Source organism: Specibacter sp. NPDC078692 (genome assembly GCF_040686835.1).
Taxonomy (GTDB): Bacteria; Actinomycetota; Actinomycetes; order Actinomycetales; family Micrococcaceae; genus Specibacter.
The window spans coordinates 70,780-89,679 of sequence record NZ_JBFBLV010000014.1 but is presented as its reverse complement, the minus strand read 5'-3'; the positions used below and the strand labels follow the sequence as shown (position 1 = coordinate 89,679).

Here is an 18,900-nt window from a genome sequence, read left to right as displayed (position 1 = left end):
CTCTATTCCTGATATTTCTTGGCGTCGGTGGAGGACTTCAGCTGCCACGGCACGCTGGCAACCACTACTCCTGGTTCAAAATGCAACCGCGTCTTAATCCGCAGGGCCGTCTGGTTGTGAACCAGCTGCTCCCACCATTTGCCCACCACGTATTCCGGGATGTACACCACGATCAAATCACGCGGTGAATCCTTGCGCATGGTCTTGATGTGGTTGATCAGCGGCGTCAACGTTTCCCGATAGGGACTCGCCAACACAGTCAACGGTACCGGGATGGACAGCCGCTCCCAATCCGCGATGGTCTGTTCGGTCTCGGCAGGATCCAGATCTACGGTGATGGCTTCCAGCGTTGAGGGCCTTGATGCGCGGGCAAAAGCGATGGCACGCATGACAGGTTTGCGCACGTGCGAGACCAAGATCACCGCATGAATCCGCGCCGGCAGCGCCTTGATCGCCGAATCCGTCTCTACGGCGAGCTCCTTGGCCACGTTGTCGTAGTGCGAACGGATGCTCCACATGATCACGAACAGTACGGCCATCGCCAAGAGCGCAATCCAGGCGCCCTGTTCAAATTTCGTCACCAGGACAATCAGCAGCACCGTCAGCGTCATGCAGAAGCCGATCGTGTTGATGACCCGGGAACGCTTCATGCGGAACCGGATGGACTTGTCTCTGACCTTGAGCAGCTCACGGCCCCAATGCCGCACCATGCCCAGCTGGCTGGCTGTGAAGGAGATGAATACGCCCACAATGTAGAGCTGGATGAGCCGGGTGACATCTGCGTTGAAAGCCACAATCAGCACGATGGCGCCCACCGCCAGCAACAGCACGCCGTTGCTGAAAGCGAGCCTGTCGCCACGGGTACGCAGCTGGCGCGGCAGGTAGCCGTCCTTGGCCAGGATAGAGGCCAGCACCGGGAAACCGTTGAAGGCGGTGTTGGAGGCGAACACCAAGATGGTGCCCGTGGCCGCCACAATGATGAAGAACGGAATGGAACCGGCACCAAAAATGGTGGAAGCGATCTGGCTGATGGACGGATTCTGCACGTAACCAACGGGCGGGGCCACGCCATTGACCAGGAATTCCGTGTGCGGGTCAGCCACAATGTGCACGCCAATGGCGTTGGCCAGGAACAAAATGCTGGCCATCATGCCCGCGGCAATCGCGCCCAGCAGCAATAAGGTGGTGGCCGCATTTTTACTCTTGGGCTTGCGGAAGCTGGGCACCCCGTTGCTGATGGCTTCCACACCTGTCAGTGCGGCGGCACCCGAGGAGAAGGCGCGCAGCAACAAGAAGGCACCGGCGAGTCCCACTAGACCCTGGTTGAAGGCGGCCTCGGGCACAATCTCAAAATCGGCCGACGGCGCCCGGCCCAGCGTTCCCGTGGCTGCCTGGAAGATCCCGGCGGCGGTCATAGCGAAAATGCAGAACATGAAAATGTAGGTGGGGACGGCAAATACCGTGCCCGCTTCCCGCACGCCACGCAGGTTCACGAGGGCAAGAATAATGACACCGACGACGGCGATCATGGCTTGGGCGTCGTGCCAACCGGGTATTGCTGTGGCCAGGTAGTGTGCGGCCGAGGACATGGACACCGCCACCGTCAGGACGTAGTCCACCATGAGTGCCGAGGCCACTGTGAGGCCTGCGCGTTTGCCCAAGTTAACCGTGGCAATCTCATAATCACCGCCACCGGAGGGGTACGCGTGCACGTTTTGACGGTACGAAGCAACCACCGTCAAAAGCACCACCATGACAGCTAGTCCCACCCAGGGCGAGAGTGAAACCGCCGCCACACCGGCCAGGGCCAGGGTCAACAGAATTTCATCGGGCGCATACGCCACAGAAGACAGCGCGTCGGAGGCAAAAACGGGCAGCGCAATGCGCTTAGGCAGCAGCGTATGCGACAGCTTGTCGTTGCGGAACGGACGCCCCACAAGGACCCGCTTGAACGCGTTGAAGAAATTCAGCACGCGGGTAACGCTAGCACCAGAACAGCGCACCCGCCCGGCCCCCGCCCGTCAGCTTCGGTGCATGACACACTGGTGAGGCGGTGACAAGCGCGGCTCGAGGTGGTTCCGACTTGACCGCGGGGCCACGCGGGGCGTGAAATTGGTACCCGCAGGGCTTGGAAAACGCTGTTGAGAAACACTAGAAAGCAGTACACACTTGCGGCACCGGCCTTCCGGCCCGGGTCCGCCACGACAGGGAGCGTCAATGGCACATTTCGTGATCATGGGTTGCGGCCGGGTGGGCGCAACCTTGGCCCATGCTTTGGAAGATTCCGGCCATTCGGTGGCCATCATCGACCAAGACGAACGGGCTTTCCGCCGCTTGCGCACAGGCTTCAGTGGCCGGAAGATTACCGGGGTCGGCTTTGACCAGGACACCCTGAAGGAGGCTGACATTGAAAGCGCCTACGCCTTTGCCGCTGTCTCCAGCGGTGACAACTCCAATATCCTTGCCACCCGCGTAGCCCGGGAAACCTTCCATGTGGAACACGTTGTAGCCCGCATCTACGATCCCGGCCGGGCAGAGATCTACCAGCGTCTCGGCATCCCCACAGTGGCTGCTGTGCGCTGGAGCGCGGACCAGGTGTTGCGCCGAATTTTGCCTGAGACCGCCATCAAGGGTGATTTCCGTGAACCATCCGGGCGCTTGTTCTTGTGTGAACTGGCACCGCACCCGGACTGGATTGGTCGGCACATCGCAGAGATGGAACAAGCTGCCGATGTCCGTGTGGCTTATCTGACCCGCTTCGGTGAAGGCATCCTGCCAAGAGCAGATACCAGCTACCAACAAGGAGACACCGTCCACGCCATGGTGGCCAGCGCCCGTTCAGCCGATGTGACCCGTATTTTGGCAGCAGCCCCCGTGAAGGAGATTTAGCATGTTGGTGGTAATTGTCGGGGCCGGCAGCGTTGGTTGCTCCATTGCCAAAGAACTGCTCTCCAACGGTCACGAGGTGCTCTTGATCGATCCCAAGCCTGAGGTTATCGGAAAGAGCGGTTTGCGCGGTGCCCGCTGGCTGGTGGGTGACGCCTGTGAAATCAGCACCCTGCGCGAGGCCAAGCTGGAAGAAGCGGACGTAGTCGTTTCAGCCACGGGAGACGACAAGGTCAACCTGGTGGTCTCGCTGCTGGCGAAGTCCGAATTCGGCGTGGGTCGCACGGTAGGCCGGGTCAACAACCCCAAGAACGATTGGATGTTTGATGACTCTTGGGGAGTTGACGTTGCCGTGAATACTCCCCGACTCATGACAGCACTCGTGGAGGAAGCCGTGGAGATTGGCGACCTGGTGCGGTTGCTGACCCTGCAGGCGGGTGTGGCCTCACTCGTAGAATTCACAGTTCCTGGTGATTCCCACGTGATTGGCTCCACCGTGGGGGCAATTCTGTGGCCGCAGGATGCCACTCTCGTGGCGATTCTGCGCGACGAAGCACCCATCACACCGAGCCCGGACGATGTGGTTGAGGCAGGGGATGAACTGTTCTTCATCACCACCATCGCTGCAGAAAATGAGCTGCGGGATCTGCTTCGGAGCTAGGGATCAGCTTTTGGGCTCCCCCTCCCCGTGTTCCCGTGTTCCCGTAAACCCGCGTCCGTGGCTGCGCCGTGGCCAGGATACGCCGTAGCTAGCGGGTTAGGCGTCAGTGTTGGGAGTTGCCGTGTCAGCTTCGGCCGTCACCTCGGCCACCGGGCGGCTGATGAGCCAGGCGATCCAGAGCCCAAAGGCGTATAAGGGCACACCCATGATTAGGCGCATGGCGCCGAGTGCGTCCACGGCTCCGGCGAAGTACAGCGGCAGCTGCACCGCCAGCCGGGCAGCCATGACACCCACCAAAATCCAGGTGGCAACACGGTAGGCGCGCAGCCGCTCTGGCATCTCCCGCCACCGCACGCCCTCATTGCGCGCGTAGCCAAACAGCAAACCCAGAATCGGCCAGCGCACGGCGATAGAGACCACCATGGCGGCAATGTAGGCAGCATTCGTATAGAAACCCACGGTGTAGAAGTTCTCGGCCTTGCCGGTCTTCATTGCTAAAAACGCTGAAAGTGCGACGCCGGCAATTCCAGCCAGCGCCTGCGTCAGGGGTGTGCGCTGGATGAGTCGGGCAACGAGGAAGACCGCGGCCATGGCCACCGAGCCCACCAGGGCAATGCTCAGGTCCCGGGTCAGGGTGAATGCGACCAGAAAAACCAGTCCTGGCAACACGCTTTCGGCAATACCCCTCATGCCACCGGCGGCAGCCAAAAGGTCAATGTGCCCGTTTTCCTTGCGGGCCAGCGGGTTCTTGGCAGCCATGTCCTGGGCCATCTCGGCAAAGCTGCCGGTGGGCTTTTGCTCTGGTATTTGTCCTTCGGGACTCTGCTGGCTCAACTAGCTCTCCTGGATTCCGATGATCTCGTAGCGAGGGTTGTACATGGTGGGCAGCCCCTCGTGCAAAGAGACCATTCCTTCAACACGCAGCCCGACTCCGGCACCGATTCCGGGCACTCGGCGCCGGCCCAGCCACACCAGTCGCAGCCGGTGGTTCTGAAGTTTCTGATCCGTCCGCAGCGGATCTACCCGAGAAGCATCACGGTCATTGAGCATGATGTCGCTCAGGATGGCCGTGTAGGTGGGTGCCGCGGTGGCGGGCAGGATCGTGATCGCATCGATCACGCCTACGCACACTGCCCGGCCGCGCGGGGGCAACTCGACGATGGGAGTTGCCTCCGGCCAGTCACCTTGCTCAACAGGAGACAACGTTAGCCAATCGCTGTGATTTCCGGGCCGCGCTCCAGCGGGGAACCACCCTGGGCGGCACCCATGTCCGGGCCCGAAGCGCCTTGTGCAGCGGCCACAGCATCCTTGGGCAGTCGCAGCAGGAGCAGATCGCGGGGAGGCAGCGGCACTTCGCCGCGGACTACCACCACGCCACGGAACAAGTCTTCCAAGACCAAGGCAGCTTCGCTGTCGACGGCCGCGGACCCTCCGAGGACACCGCGGAGGAACCAGCGGGGACCGTCAACACCGATGAAACGGGCCACCCTGAAGCCCTTGGAGCCGTCGTCGCTCTGGGCTGGAACCTTTGCCAGCACTTCCTTGCCGAAGGTGCCGTCAAGGATCTCGATTTCTCCACCCTGTGAGCCAACGGAGAGACCGATCTGCTCGCGAATGTCGCGCCAAAGCGGCTCCGAGCGCGATGCGGCAAAGGCCTGCAGCTGCAAGCTGGAACCGTTCAGATCGAGGGTGACAGCAATGACGCGCTGGGTGTTTTCTTCAACTTCCAAGCGCAGGGACAGGCCCTCCCGCGGTGTCACCATCAACGCGCCGAGGTCCACATAACCATCGGTGCTCTCAATCTCGCTGACATCCAGTGGCCCGTGAACGGCCCGATCGTAAGCGGTATCCGCCGGATCCGGTGGCAGATTCAGCATGGCTGCGGCGCTCTCAACTGACTCTGTAGCTGCGTCAGTGGCATCTGCTGCGCCACGTGTGCTCGAGGCGGTTGCTGCGGACTCGTCTGAGCTGTTGTTCTTTTTCTTACCGAACCCAAAAGCCATGGGAATTAAGACTCCTTGTAAAAGTGTGGAAACGCAGGATCAACGATTAGTTGCTCGCCGGTGCATTGCTCGACGGGGAAAAGCCTCCGGTGGAACCAAATCCACCGGTGCCGCGCACAGAATCGGGCAGTTCGTCCACGGCGATGAACGCGGCGGTTTCCACACGCTGGATCACCATTTGTGCAATTCTATCGCCCCGGGACAGGGAGATGGAATGGTGCGCGTCGGTGTTCAACAAGGTTACGGAAATCTCGCCACGATACCCGGCATCGACCGTTCCGGGACTGTTGACAATGGTCAGGCCATGCTTGGTGGCCAGACCGGAACGCGGGTGGATCAACGCTACAAAACCAAAGGGCAGGGCAATGCTGACGCCTGTGGGCACCAGCGCACGCTCGCCCGGAGCCAGGACCAGGTCAATGCGGCTGCGCAGATCGGCTCCGGCATCACCGGGGTGGGCGTAGCTGGGAGGTTCGATCCCGGCGTCGAGCATGTGCAATTGCACCTGGACAACAGGAGTGTGGGGATCGAGGGCGGGGTTCGCGGGAAAAGTCTCATTGGTCACAACAGGACACTCTATCCCGAAGCGCTGGGCACTGCCTGCGTCCGCGCAGTGAGTGTCAAGATCAATCCCAAGGTGAATGAGCCAAGATGAATTACGCGAGGAAAGATGAAAAGCTGGTGCCATGTCATCCACATCCCCCCACAGCGCCACCTCCCCTTCCCCGGCTGCACCCACTTATACCGAGAAACTCTGGCCAAACTTATGGGGCTGGGTGATTGTGCTGGGACTTTCGGTTGCAGGAATCCTGATCTTCATTCCTATCAGCATCGAGGCCGGGTTCGTGGCCTTCGGTGTTTTGCTGGTGGTTCAGATCGTGGTCTTGGTCACTTCCACGCCGACGATTGCCGTCACCGAAGACACACTCCAAGTGGGGCGTGCGCAGATTGAACGACAATTTGTTGGCGACGTCAGCATCCATTTTGGCGACGACGCGACCGCTCAGCGCGGCATCAAACTCAACGGTTTGGCCTACCTGTGCATCCGCGGCTGGATCAAGCCCGTAGTGAAAATTGAAATCCTAGACCCGGAGGACCGGACCCCTTACTGGCTTACGTCCTCACGCAACCCCGAGCACTTGGCTGCGGCACTCCGGGGCAAGGGAGCCTAAGAAAACGGGTGTAGGAACCCGGGCGTAGGAAAACTAGCCTTCGCAGTCTCGGCAGTACTTCATACCCTGCTTTTCTTTGGCCAGTTGAGAGCGGTGCCGCACCAAAAAACAGCCACTGCAGGTGAATTCGTCGGCCTGTTCGGCAATGATTTCCAAGGCCTGCTCTTCAGGGGCTAGCTCAGCACCGGGCAGTTCGTAGCTATCTGCCAGTTCACTCTCGGCGGGGTCGATCACGGCAACCGCAGCTACCGGTCCGCGGCTTGTGCGAGGAGCTCTGTGGTGCTGGCGAGTGCTGGTGTTCATAGGTGTTCTCTTTCCTGTTCCCCGCCGGATGCAGATCCGACTTAATACAGCCAACACCTTAAAGCCTGCTGGCGCTTCTGGTGGCCCTGCGGCACTGGAAGTTCGCAGCTGGCTTAAGTTTTTACCGCGGCTCAGGCGCCGGTGGGCGCCGAGCATGGAGCGGAAAGAGTAGAAGCGGACGGAAACGGACAAAAAACAGAGCAGAACGGCGCAGAATGAGTCACATTTTTCAGCCATCTCACGCCACGCCTAGAGCGGTAGTAGGAATTGGCAGGTATCGGTGGCAAAGTTTTGAAGTGAACTAATGAGACTTTTTTGGAGGACGGCATGGCTGATTTACGGCTAGTGGGTGTCCACGACGACGGCGAACATCTGCTGCTCAGTGGTCCCGACGGGGACAATTACCTGCTCCCCCTTGATGAGGCGCTACGCACAGCTGTGGGCAGGACCAGTCAACGCGCCCCCCGATTGAACCAGCCCGGTGCCCGTATGACGCCGCGCGAAATCCAATCCTTGATCCGTGCAGGCTCCAGCGCCACCGATGTTGCCGATCAATCCGGACTGTCTCTGGAGCAGGTGCGCCGTTACGAGGGCCCGGTCTTGGCCGAGCGCGAGTACATAGCCAGCCAAGCTCGCAAAGTTCATGTTGCCTCCTCGGCCCTGCCGTCTGCGAACACTAAGCCTCCCTTGGATGAGGAACCCACCACGTTGGAGGAGATGGTCCGCTTCCGTCTTTCCGCTTTCGGCATCGACAGGGCTTCCCTGCGCTGGGATGCCTGGCGTGACCATGCCGGCGCGTGGACTATCAGCGCAGATTTTGAACCTGGTACCGAATGGGCCGCTAGCAGTATCGGCGAACCGGCACCGGCCTTGTGGCGCTTCCATGCTGGGCGCAAGTCGTTGCAGAACGCGAACCGCTGGGCGCAGCAGCTCAGTGAACTCGAACCGCTCGATAGTCCTGTGCCCGAACGCCGCCTCAGTGCCGTAGCTGACAAGCCCTTCGACGTCGAAGCAGACGGCGCTGGCACTGTGCAAGCGTTGGACTTCGATCACGGTGGCTCTGGCGGCTACTCCCCCACTGAAACTGCCGTCACGCAATCAGCTGAGTCCGCAGACACCGATGAGTCCGCAGACGCGACAGCGCCCGACGCCGGGTACCCCGGTCATGGCCTTCTTGACATGCTGCGCTCTCGCCGAGGCGTCCGACTGGGCCTCGATGAAGACGGCGACGACGAACTCGCCGCCATGCTCGGCACGCACGTTCCGGGCGCTCATCCGCGAGACGAAAACGTCTATGGCCAGGACGCCGAGCGTAGCAACGCCAGCGACCCCGAACCCTCGTCAGCACCGGCTTCAGAATCAGGATCGAAGCCAGAATCGGCACGGGAGCGGCTCAGGAAGTTGCCGTTCCTCCAGCTAGCACCACGTCTAGCTGACGACGCCCTGGACAGCGTGGCCGAGGTCAGCACAGAAACCCGTGAAGTGGTCCTCTCCGGTGAACCGACTGGCCGCCTGCAGCAAGTCCAAAATGTGGAAACACCCGAGGAATCGCACGCTGCAGCAACGCAGTCCGCATCAGCGCAGCCAACAGACACCGAGCACCACGGACCCAGCGACAGTGAAGTAGCTGCCCGGCTGGAACGTAAGGCCTCAGCCAAACCCAAACGTTCCAGTGTGCCTAGCTGGGATGAGATCGTGTTCGGCACCAAGGGCGACTAGCCACCGCGACTCGCCACCAACTTCAACCAGCCTCTTCTCGGTGCGGCCCGCACAGTTTCTGTTCGGGCCGCACCGAAAGCAGGTTCAGTGCGCACAGTCTCAGCGGCGCTTGCCCTTGGCCTTCTTCGCCGACACGGGAATGCGTAGCAGCGGGACTTCTCGTTCGGCCTTGGTGATGGATCCATGCTGACCCACCACGTCCATGGCCTGTAGCCGGACGCGGCGCAGATCGTAAAAGGCCACAGATTCCCGGGCCAGGATCAGGATATCGCCAATACGGACGCGCACGCTGTCGTTAACAGTCCCAAAGTACCCCGCAGCGATAGCTTGTTCACGGGTCAGGACCCACGCCTTGCGTTGGAAGTGCTCCAGCCAAGCTGCCATAAGCTGGTCACGAGCCTCCGAGCTTGCTCCGGGTTCAAGGTAGAGATGAACCATGCGTGGCTCCCCCGCGGTGTGCCGGACTCCGGCCACCAGCTCAGGAATCACCGAGTAGTCGATGCGGTCAGCACGCGGAATATCCACCATGCCATGATCGGCCGTCATCAAAATCAGGGTGTCCGCAGGTGCCGTGGCCGCCAAACGCTTCATCCCGGCGTCGAGCTCTTCCAGCTGCCGTTCCCACTGGGGCGAATCCGCACCATAAGCGTGCCCCGCCTTGTCCAGCTCGCTCCAATAGAGGTACACCAACGCGCTGGGCGTGGCCGCCAGCGCTGCAACCGCCTGCTCCACCCGCGCGTGGGTGGAGGTGGCACCACTGAAACGGCTCCCGCGCAGGGCCGCGCGCGTCATGGCGGAGTCAGCGAATTTGGGCAAACTCACCGTGGTGGCAGGGATCTCGGCCGGTAACTTTTCAAAAATTGTGGGGACCGGCTGCCAACGCTGCGGATCGACGCCAGCGTCCCAGTTGCCCAACAAGTTGACCACTTTGTCCTGGCGCGGGTCCAAAACGTCGTACCCCACCATGCCGTGCTCACCCGGAACCGCGCCGGTGCCCAACGCTGACAAGGAGGTGGCCGTGGTGCTGGGAAAAGCGGCGTGCAGGGTGCGCGGGTGCTCGCCGCCAGAGTCAGCTGCCATCACCCCGCGCAGGAATGGTGCGTGCGAGGCGCGCTGCTTGAGCAGCGACTTTCCCAGCCCGTCCACCAATACGACACAAATCCTTTTGGCCGCTGGCAACTTCAAGACGTTGTTGTAGTCCTTGGCACCGAGCACGGCGGCGGCACTGCTGAGCACCTCAGCAATGCTGGCCTTGCCGTAAGCCGGCGCCCCCGGAAGAGGGGCTTGGCCGGTGAGCATTGCGTCACTGGTGGCGGTGGCCCCGAGGGTGGTCAGGGTCTCAGGGATGGACATGGTTTCGGGGGCGCCCACGGCGTTATCGGCGGTAATGTGAACGGCCCAATCGTGCGCCAAAAGCGGGGAACCGGCTGGCCCCGGCATCGGGGTGGCCTGGGGTGACGGTTCCGGTGTTGACGGCGCGCAGGGCACGGGCGAAGGCCTTCGCATCTGCCACGGCTTGCAAGCCCTCAGCCTCGGCACTGATGCGCAAGGCGATGTCTTCTTGGGCGATGGTGCCGGAGTAGCCGTGGTCGGCGTCGCAGTTGGGATCCCCGCACGACGCCGGACCCATCTCCACCCGCTGTCCACCAGACCACGCGATCGACAAGGTCAGCTCACGGGCAGGGTCGGAGGGCTTGTAGTCCTGGGGCTGGGCGTAAATGTAGCTCAACACCACGGAATTGATTTGGCTCACGGGCACCGATTCAGTGGACACCTGGGCCACCATCTGTTCCCCGGACTCATCGAGTTGGTGATCGTCAACATGGGTGATGACCAGCATTTCGCTGGTCAGCACCAAAACCGTGATGTGCCGGTGCACCTCGTTCCGGTCGAAGTGTGTTTCCAGGTGGACCAGGTGGGACAGCGGCTCCTGGCTGTCCAAGGCGTCATTGACTACGTCAGCAACCAGCCGGGGATAAAAACCAGACCGCTGGAGCGCGGCATCCAAATCGCGGCCCTTGAGATTCGCCGGCGCACCGGCTCCGAAGCTGTTCATGGTGTCCATTTTCGCACTTTGCCGCCAGCGAAAGCGAACTGGCGGCTCAAACGCTGCAAGGACAAACATCCGGGGTTCACGAATCGCGCTTTAGGACCTCATGGCTCTGCGGGCGCTATCCGTTCGTTGAGCGGGGTTTCCAATCCGCACATCCACAGCCAGCACCGTCACGGTGGTGGGCCCAACGAGGATCGGTTTGAATTCAATGAGCGCTACTTCGGGGTGTTCATCCTTGAGCATCGCTACACGGGCAACCAGATCTTCCAAGGCCGCCACATTTCCGGCCGGCAGCCCCTCGTAGCCGAACAGTTTCACGGCGGCACGGGGCGAACGGATCAACTCAGCGGTGTCCGCCGCCGACAATGGCGGCACCCTGTGTGACCAGTCATCCAGGAGATTGACAGCATCCCCGGAGAGGCCAAAGGAGACCACCGGGCCCAGCAGCGGATCCTCAATGGCTCGTAGGGTGCACGACTGGCCCACCTCGGCCATGCTCTGCACCTCCAGGTCCTTCTTCCCATAAGGTTCCAGATATTTGCGCATCTGGACAATGTTGCGACGGAGCGAGTCCGCGTTTTCAATGTTAATCCGCACCCCGCCCAGGTCCAGTCGATGCCGCAGGCTCGAATCCAGCGTTTTGATGGCCACCGGCCAGCCCAGCCGTTCCGCCTGGGCCACGGCCTCGTCGTCGCTGCTGAACGGCACCGATTCCAACGCTTTGATGCCATAGTGGCCCAAGAGCTCTCGGGATTCCTCGTTGCTCAGCGTCACCAGTTCATCACCAGAAACACCTTCCAGCCACGTGTCCAAGAGGTCTTCCACAGCCTGTGAATTGACCCCAACGGGGGGCTCAAAGACCGACGATTCCAGTGTCAGCCACTGCGCGTGCCGGACAACAGCTGCCAACGCTGCAATGGCACCGCCGGGACTGGAGAATGCCGGCAACGACCCCGCCATTTGCCGGTTGACGTGGATAGAGGGTTCGAAAATGCCGGTGAACACGGCAATGACAGGTTTACCTGACTCTTGTGAACACTCCTGCAACGTCTTCGCGATGGTATCGACGGTCAGCCCCACCACTGGCAGCAACGTCACAATGGCCGAGTCCGCACCGTCTTGCGCCAGCGCACTGAGCACAGTCCGTTTGAGCAACGGCAGGGCCCGCGACTGGCCCATGTTCAACACCAGAGACGTCTCCAGCACCGCCACGTTGAGCCCCTGTCCTTCAGCAGCGTCGGCCACCACGGCACCCAGAGCACCGGAGTTGGCCAAGATCGCCAGGCCGGGGCCCTTGGGTAGCGGCTGACCCACCACAATCTGTGCCACATCAGAGAGTTCCTCAATGGTGTTGACACGCACCACTCCGGACTGGCGAAGCATGGCGTCCAGAGCACCTGCCGGAGCCTGGGTCGTGCGGACCGCATGCCCTGGTGGCAACCGCAGCCCCATCGAATCCGACTTCGCCACAATCACCGGTTTGGTACGGGCCAAGCGGCGGGAGATACGGGAGAACTTACGTGGGTTTCCAATGGATTCCAGGTACAGCGCGCAGGCCTGGGTGTGGGGATCATCTTCCCAAAACTGCATCATGTCATTGCCTGAAACGTCTGCCCTGTTTCCGGCCGAGAGCACCGTGGACATGCCAACACTGCGTCGGCTCATGGAGGCAAATAAGGAAACGCCCAGAGCAGCGGACTGGCTGAAGATGCCCAGCCCGCCTTGGGCAGGCAGGGCCGGGGCCATGGAGGCATTCAGAGACACAGCAGGGTCGGTGTTAGCGAGCCCCAACGACGCCGGACCCACCAGACGCATACCGTTGGCCCGGGCTTGGCGCACCAAGGTGCGTTGACGCTCAAGGCCGTGTTCGCCGTCGTCGGCAAATCCTGCCGTGGCAATGACCAGCCCCTTCACGCCTGCTTGGCCACACTGGTCAACCACGCTGGGAACCTGGTCATAGGGTACAGCGATGATGGCCAGATCCACGGGTCCTGGGACCTCGAGAATGCTGGCGTAAGGCATCATTCCGGAAACCTCCAGGGCATCCTGATTGACCGCGTGGACGGCGCCGGTGAAGTTTCCTTCCACCACGTGTTCCAAGAGTTGCTGGCCAATGCTCCCCCACTCACGACTGGCACCAATGACGGCCACGGACTTCGGCGCCACCAGCCCGGCAACGCTGAGCGCCTCGGCACGGTGCTCACGGGATTCCATGACGGCCCGGGATTTTTCTGTGGGGTCAATAGCAAACTGTAAGGAGATGACGCCGTCGTCAAAGTGCCGGCGCACCTCATAACCGGCGTCGGAAAAGACCTGCATCATCTTGCGGTTCTCCGGCAAGACCTCGGCAGAAAACGTATCGATCCCGTTCTCGCGGGCCGCTGCCGCCAGGTGTTCCAATAAGATGGATCCCAGACCGCGGCTCTGGTGGGCGTCAGAAACGTTGAAGGCTACCTCGGCTTCGGTAGGGTCATCCAAGCGGTCATAACGGCCAATGCCAATGATTCCGGTGCCGCGGGTGATGACGAATGCCACGCGGTCCCGGTAATCCAGCTCGGTAAAGCGGCGCAACTCTTTGGGCGTCAGCTTTGACTTGTAGGTGAAGAAGCGCATATAGATAGAGTTTTGCGATTGGGCCATGTGAAAGGCTTGGACGGCATCGGCGTCGTCCGCTCGCATCGGGCGTAAGTGGGCTGTGCCACCATCACGCAGGACAACATCGGCTTCCCAATAGGCCGGATATTCGGGCGCTAGCTCTGGCTTCACCATAGAATCACTGTACCGACATGTTGCGTCTTTTGCCGTGCATGCCACCTGCAACACCCATGTAGAAAAGGAATCACCGCCATCATGGCCAAGCGCCAACCTCCTGCAGCAGATGACTTCGTTGAGAACATTGTTGATATTGATGTTTCCAATGAGATGGAAAGTTCCTTCCTGGAATACGCCTACTCTGTGATTTACTCCCGCGCGCTCCCCGATGCCCGCGACGGTCTCAAACCCGTGCAACGCCGAATTTTGTACATGATGAGCGAGATGGGCCTGCGCCCCGATCGGGGTCATGTCAAGAGTGCTCGCGTGGTGGGCGAGGTCATGGGCAAGCTGCACCCGCACGGTGACACGGCCATTTACGACACCATGGTGCGCATGGCGCAGGACTTTTCCTTACGCCTGCCGCTCATTGACGGCCACGGCAACTTTGGCTCGCTCGACGACGGTCCCGCCGCCCCCCGTTACACCGAGGCCCGCCTCGCAGCACCGGCACTGGCCCTCACTGGCAACCTGGATGAAAACGTTGTGGACTTTGTGCCCAACTATGACAACACCATCGTGCAACCCTCCGTGCTGCCTGCGGCCTACCCGAACCTACTGGTCAACGGCGCCAGCGGCATCGCGGTGGGCATGGCCACCAACATGGCCCCGCATAACCTCGGCGAAGTGATTGCCGCAGCCCAACACTTGATCGCCAATCCCGAGGCCACGCTCGAGGACGTCATGGCGTATGTCCCGGGCCCGGATCTTCCCTCGGGCGGGCGCATTGTGGGGTTGCAGGGCATCCGCGATGCCTACGCCACCGGCCGTGGCTCCTTCAAAACGCGAGCCAAGATCGCCGTCGAACAACTCACCGCGCGCAGGGTAGGACTCGTGGTCACCGAGCTGCCCTACCTGGTGGGTCCGGAAAAAGTGAAGGAAAAAGTCAAGGACGCCGTCAACAACAAGAAGTTGGTTGGCGTCGCTGACTTTGTTGACCTCTCCGACCGCAATCACGGGCTGCGCCTGGTCATTGAAATCAAGAACGGTTTCAACCCCGCCGCCGTCATGGAACAGCTCTACCGGTACACACCGTTGGAGGAGTCCTTCGGCATCAACAACGTCTGCCTGGTGGACGGTCAGCCGCAGACACTGGGCCTGCTGCCGCTGCTGCAGGTCTTCGTCAACCACCGCATTGACGTGGTCCGCCGCCGCACCGCCTTCCGGCTAGGCAAAAAGCAGGACCGCTTGCACATTGTCGAGGGCATGCTCATTGCCATCGTGGACATTGACGAGGTCATCCAGATCATCCGCACCTCGGATGAAGTGGCTGCCGCCCGCGCACGTCTCATGGCCATCTACGACCTCTCCGAAATCCAGGCCAACTACATTCTGGACCTGCAACTGCGCCGCCTGACCCGCTTCTCCATGGTGGAGCTGGAGACCGAACGTGATGAGTTGCGCCGTGAAATTGCGGCCCTCGAAGCCATCTTGGCCTCCCAGGAACTGCTGCACCAGCTCGTGTCCGATGAGCTCGGCGAGGTCGCAGCCACGCACGGCACCCCGCGCCGCACGGTCCTGCTGGAGTCTGAGGCCATGGCGCCGTCCGTGGCCAAGGCTCTGGCCGCTGGCCCCGGCGGGAAAGCCGGCAAGGCGGCGCCGTTGGCTCTGGAAATTGCCGATGACCCCTGCTGGGTGCTGCTCAGCGCCACAGGCCAAATTGCCAGGACCTCCTCCGCTGATCCGCTGGTGGAATCCGGCGGCCGCAGCAAGCACGACGTCTTCACCTCGGTGCTGAAAACCACTGCCCGGGCAGAAATTGGCGCGCTGACGTCCTTGGGCCGTATGTTGCGCTTGCAAGTGGTGGACATGCCTGTGCTGCCACCCACCGCAGCCCTACCCAACCTGGCCGGTGGCGTTGCCGCCAAGGACTTCATCACCCTGACCAAGGGCGAATCTCTCGTGGGCTTTGTGCCACTCAACACCACCTTTGCGGTAGGCACGGCCGCCGGCGTGGTCAAACGGGTCACTCCCGAATACCCCCTGAACCGCGACGACTGGGAGTACATCACGCTCAAACCCAAGGATGTTGTGGTGGGTGCCGGTGTAGCCACGGACGACGACGATCTAGTGTTCATCACACAGGGTGCCCAACTGCTTCGCTACAGTGCCGCCAACGTTCGTCCGCAGGGCCGCACAGCCGGCGGCATGGCGGGCATCAAGCTCGGGGCCGGCGATGTGGTGTTGTCCTTCGGTGTGGTCTCCCCCCATGATGCTAACGCCGTGGTGGTGACCGTGTCCGGTGGGCAAGACGCCCTGCCTGGAACGCCGTCGGGCTCGGCTAAGGTTACCGCCTTCTCCGAGTACCCCGCGAAGGGCCGGGCCACCGGTGGCGTCCGGGCGCACAGATTCCTCAAGGGTGAAGACCGGCTGTTCTTGGCGTGGGCTGGCCACGGCCCTGCCAAGGCCTCCTCCAGCTCTGGTGTGGCCAGGGCTCTTCCCGTAGAGCACGGGCACCGCGATGGATCAGGTGTTGCCCTGACAGCCGGCATTGACCTGGTGGGTCCCAGCCTGTCCGGTTCCGCCGGTAGTGGCCCTGCCGCGGACGGGCCTAGTGCAGTTAGCCCTGCAGGTGCTGGTTCAGCGCCGGATAAACCTGCCGCTGTAACGCCGACCGGGGTCAAGACTCCCCCGCCGGCGCCCACTCGTGATCCCGCGCCCATCCACGACTCCACCCAGGAGGCGTTTGAGCTGCCGCTGGACTAATGAGTTCGCTGCTATTCCCCGTTGCGGCCCGGTGACGGATCTTCGCGTCATAAGAACATCCTCGGGCCTGCACCAAGATGAGATCGGCCTAGACTGGCCCCATGGACATCATTGCCGATCACAAAGACTGGACCTGGGTACTCGAGCGGAGCTGTCCGGACTGTGGCTTTACGGCGTCGCGTGCCACTCCGGCGACTGCAGCCACCATGCTGCCGGCGGTGTTGCCCCGTTGGCAGTCGGCGCTGCGGCGAGCCAATGTGGAGGAACGCCCTGAACCCGGCGTCTGGTCGGTGCTGGAATACAGCGCTCATATCAGGGACGTTTTTGAGGTCTTTACGGCCCGGCTAGAACTCATGCTCAGCGAGGACAACCCCACGTTCCCCAATTGGGATCAGGACCAGGCTGCCCTAGACGGAAATTACTCGGCGCTGGATCCGGACGTCGTGGCACAGGACCTGGTCCAGAATGGGCTCGACGCCGCAGCCGCGTTCGGTGCCGTAGCCGAAGAGGACTGGGAGCGACGTGGCCTTCGCGGCAACGGTGCGGCCTTCACCGTTGTGACATTGACAGGCTATTTCCTGCACGATGTCATCCACCACCTCCACGACATCAACGCCTAAGTTTTTCGAAGACGGGGAGGCTGCGATGCATCTTGACAACACAGACAGTACTCCCCCGCCGCCGAACCTGACGGATCCTGCGTCTTTGCAACGAACCTACCGTTATCTTCGGATGGGAATAGGCGGAACCGTCTTGCTCATTTTTGTGTCCGTCGCCGTAGCCATGACGCAGGTGGGTGTACTGTCCTCCGTCAGTGCCTACTTTTACACGCCGGCCCGCACAGTGTTCGTCGGCGCCTTGATCGCGGCATCGCTGGGGCTGCTGGCCATTTCAGGAACGGGGGTTGAGCGGGCGCTGCTGGATGTGGCAGGTCTGCTGGCTCCCTTGGTCGCCTTAGTGCCAACCCCCTTGGTCCCCGGATCTGTGCCCGGTATCACCATAGAGTGCGGCTCCGCCGACAGCTGTGTGCCGTCCGCCTACCATCTTGATGTGTTCAATGGAATCACCACCTACCTGCTGGTGAGCGTGGTGATTATCGTTGCCGCCTTCTTCATTTTCAAGGGACGCAACCTCGAGTTTTTGGCCGTCCGTAGTTCCTTGTTGGGGGCCAGCGGCCTCTTGCTCGTCGTGGCTCTGAGCTGGGCCTTCGCCCGGGACGTCTTCATACAGTACGCCCACGTCAGCGCTGCGATCTTGTTTTTTCTAGCGATCGGCTCGGTCGCCGTGGCTAAGGCCTTTGAACAGCACCACGGCGCCCGCCCAACCCGGCTGTACCAGCGCTTGTATTGGATCATTGCCATAGGCTTTCTGTTCGATGCCGCGGTGGCCGTAGCCGTGATCTACGGAGGCTGGCTCGAATCCTTCGCCGTGCCGCCGGTGCTCATCTGTGAGTTGCTGGCGCTGGCCTTGTTCCTGCTGTACTGGATACTTCAGTCATTCCCACGGTGGGACTCCAAGCACCCGCAACTGGTGTTCCCGGGTTCGCTAGCCGCCGGGAACGCTTAGGCGCTAATAGAGGGGGCGTCGTGGAGCACCTTGTCCCACACCATGGAGCGCCGCACCGGCAGATAGCCCATGCGCTCATACAGGCCCAACGCCCCGGAGGGGTTCTCGGTGTCGACGTCCAGGCCCGCACAGCCCAGCCCGGCGGCCGCAAATCGTCGCATGGCATCGGCCAGCATTGCCGGGGCGAGTCCGCGTCCGCGCCAGGCCCTGCGCACACCCAGCAGTTCGGTGTATCCCTCCCCGGCGCCGAACTCTACCGCGGCAGCTGGGTCCACGGTTGCCAACTGGTATGCGGCGACCTCACCGGTGGCATCATCCACAGCGGCCGTCGACAGATCCAGGCGCATAAGCTCATGCCGCATTTGCACTGCCCACCGTTCCGGTGACCGCGGCTCGGATCCCCAATGGTCGGCAAAAGCCTCGTTGTGGGCGCAGCGCACGGCATCGCTGAGTTCGGCAGTCAGGGCCACAATCGTGATCCCCGCCGGCATAGGCACCGCAGGAATCCGCTCCAGGCTTCGCTGCATCGCAGCGTAATACCGCACCACCGAATAGCCGGCCACGGACAAGAGAGCCCGCGCTCCAGCGTTGTTTTCCTCCACATGGAGGCGCACCTTCGCCACTCGGGCCCCGTCGGCGGCGAAACGTGCCGCAGCCTGCCTCTCCTGCCAGAGCAACACGGCCGCACCCACGCCACGACGACGCCACAGCGGATCCACCCCGCCCCAGATGTCGGACTTGTCCCCGTCCGGGCTCTTCGCCACCGCACCATAGACACGCAGCACGCCGTCGGCATCAACTCCTCCCAACGTATTGCTCACAGCGGGGTTCAGGGAATCGGTAACCACTGCCTCCAGTTCCGAACGCTGGGCATGCCAGGGGGCCTCCTCAAATGCCGCGATCCGCTTCACCAGCGCCAGCCACGAGTCAACGTCCTCGGGAACCAGCGGACGGAACTCCAGACCCGCAACGTGCGGGAAGGGATGAGCAGCGCCAAAAAGGGAAGGAGTCATCCCCCAA

17 protein-coding genes are annotated in these 18,900 nt (G+C 61.8%); 7 read left to right on the top strand and 10 right to left on the bottom strand.

What is annotated here, in order from left to right; all coding sequences use genetic code 11:
- Window positions 1–2 precede the first annotated feature (2 nt).
- Window positions 3–1,973 carry an APC family permease gene (locus AB0O97_RS11515; protein WP_363882629.1) on the bottom strand — a complete coding sequence of 657 codons (1,971 nt, stop codon included), beginning with the start codon at window positions 1,971–1,973 and terminating at the stop codon, window positions 3–5.
- Between the two features lie 244 nt (window positions 1,974–2,217).
- On the opposite strand from AB0O97_RS11515, the gene AB0O97_RS11510 reads away from it, so the two are divergent.
- On the top strand, window positions 2,218–2,889 hold the full coding sequence (locus AB0O97_RS11510) for a TrkA family potassium uptake protein (RefSeq protein ID WP_363882626.1): 672 nt from the start codon (window positions 2,218–2,220) through the stop codon (window positions 2,887–2,889).
- A gap of 1 nt (window position 2,890) precedes the next feature.
- Entirely contained in the window at window positions 2,891–3,547 is a 657-nt protein-coding gene (locus AB0O97_RS11505) for a TrkA family potassium uptake protein (RefSeq protein ID WP_363882623.1), read from the top strand.
- A gap of 96 nt (window positions 3,548–3,643) precedes the next feature.
- Here AB0O97_RS11505 and AB0O97_RS11500 read toward each other — a convergent pair whose 3' ends face one another.
- The 4 genes from AB0O97_RS11500 to dut form a co-directional block, all read right to left on the bottom strand.
- Window positions 3,644–4,381, bottom strand: coding sequence for a DUF3159 domain-containing protein (locus AB0O97_RS11500; protein ID WP_363882620.1), 738 nt, complete (start codon window positions 4,379–4,381; stop codon window positions 3,644–3,646).
- Window positions 4,382–4,750, bottom strand: coding sequence for a hypothetical protein (locus tag AB0O97_RS11495; RefSeq protein WP_363882617.1), 369 nt, complete (start codon window positions 4,748–4,750; stop codon window positions 4,382–4,384). It abuts the gene before it with no gap.
- A 2-nt stretch (window positions 4,751–4,752) separates the two neighbouring features.
- The gene (locus tag AB0O97_RS11490; RefSeq protein ID WP_363841446.1) at window positions 4,753–5,424 is read right to left on the bottom strand and encodes a DUF3710 domain-containing protein; all 672 of its coding nucleotides are present in this window, start codon (window positions 5,422–5,424) and stop codon (window positions 4,753–4,755) included.
- A 172-nt stretch (window positions 5,425–5,596) separates the two neighbouring features.
- On the bottom strand, window positions 5,597–6,115 hold the full coding sequence (dut, locus tag AB0O97_RS11485; protein WP_363841337.1) for a dUTP diphosphatase: 519 nt from the start codon (window positions 6,113–6,115) through the stop codon (window positions 5,597–5,599).
- Window positions 6,116–6,236: 121 nt separating this feature from the next.
- Here dut and AB0O97_RS11480 point away from each other — a divergent pair, with 121 nt between their 5' ends.
- Window positions 6,237–6,722 carry a DUF3093 domain-containing protein gene (locus tag AB0O97_RS11480; protein ID WP_363882614.1) on the top strand — a complete coding sequence of 162 codons (486 nt, stop codon included), beginning with the start codon at window positions 6,237–6,239 and terminating at the stop codon, window positions 6,720–6,722.
- Between the two features lie 33 nt (window positions 6,723–6,755).
- Here AB0O97_RS11480 and AB0O97_RS11475 read toward each other — a convergent pair whose 3' ends face one another.
- Window positions 6,756–7,025 carry a DUF4193 family protein gene (locus AB0O97_RS11475; protein ID WP_363841343.1) on the bottom strand — a complete coding sequence of 90 codons (270 nt, stop codon included), beginning with the start codon at window positions 7,023–7,025 and terminating at the stop codon, window positions 6,756–6,758.
- A gap of 327 nt (window positions 7,026–7,352) precedes the next feature.
- Here AB0O97_RS11475 and sepH point away from each other — a divergent pair, with 327 nt between their 5' ends.
- Window positions 7,353–8,744, top strand: a complete 1,392-nt coding sequence (gene sepH, locus AB0O97_RS11470; RefSeq protein WP_363882611.1) for a septation protein SepH — start codon at window positions 7,353–7,355, stop codon at window positions 8,742–8,744.
- Between the two features lie 99 nt (window positions 8,745–8,843).
- On the opposite strand, the gene AB0O97_RS11465 is transcribed toward sepH, so the two are convergent.
- From AB0O97_RS11465 to AB0O97_RS11455, 3 genes are all read right to left on the bottom strand, one after another.
- Window positions 8,844–10,043, bottom strand: a complete 1,200-nt coding sequence (locus AB0O97_RS11465) for a nucleotide pyrophosphatase/phosphodiesterase family protein (RefSeq protein ID WP_363882650.1) — start codon at window positions 10,041–10,043, stop codon at window positions 8,844–8,846.
- A gap of 76 nt (window positions 10,044–10,119) precedes the next feature.
- Window positions 10,120–10,809: a DUF5998 family protein gene (locus AB0O97_RS11460; RefSeq protein WP_363882608.1), complete on the bottom strand. Its 690-nt coding sequence runs from the start codon at window positions 10,807–10,809 to the stop codon at window positions 10,120–10,122.
- Window positions 10,810–10,890: 81 nt separating this feature from the next.
- A complete protein-coding gene (locus tag AB0O97_RS11455) occupies window positions 10,891–13,566 on the bottom strand; it encodes a GNAT family N-acetyltransferase (RefSeq protein WP_363882605.1) in 2,676 nt (891 codons plus the stop codon).
- Between the two features lie 81 nt (window positions 13,567–13,647).
- Here AB0O97_RS11455 and AB0O97_RS11450 point away from each other — a divergent pair, with 81 nt between their 5' ends.
- The 3 genes from AB0O97_RS11450 (at window position 13,648) to AB0O97_RS11440 (ending at window position 17,880) form a co-directional block, all read left to right on the top strand.
- Complete coding sequence (locus AB0O97_RS11450) at window positions 13,648–16,314, top strand: DNA topoisomerase (ATP-hydrolyzing) (RefSeq protein ID WP_363882602.1); 2,667 nt, start codon at window positions 13,648–13,650, stop codon at window positions 16,312–16,314.
- A 101-nt stretch (window positions 16,315–16,415) separates the two neighbouring features.
- Complete coding sequence (locus AB0O97_RS11445) at window positions 16,416–16,934, top strand: DinB family protein (protein WP_363841355.1); 519 nt, start codon at window positions 16,416–16,418, stop codon at window positions 16,932–16,934.
- 25 nt (window positions 16,935–16,959) lie between these two features.
- On the top strand, window positions 16,960–17,880 hold the full coding sequence (locus AB0O97_RS11440) for a hypothetical protein (protein ID WP_363882600.1): 921 nt from the start codon (window positions 16,960–16,962) through the stop codon (window positions 17,878–17,880).
- Here AB0O97_RS11440 and AB0O97_RS11435 read toward each other — a convergent pair.
- The gene (locus AB0O97_RS11435) at window positions 17,877–18,893 is read right to left on the bottom strand and encodes a GNAT family N-acetyltransferase (protein ID WP_363841359.1); all 1,017 of its coding nucleotides are present in this window, start codon (window positions 18,891–18,893) and stop codon (window positions 17,877–17,879) included. The genes AB0O97_RS11440 and AB0O97_RS11435 overlap by 4 nt on opposite strands.
- Window positions 18,894–18,900: the final 7 nt, after the last annotated feature.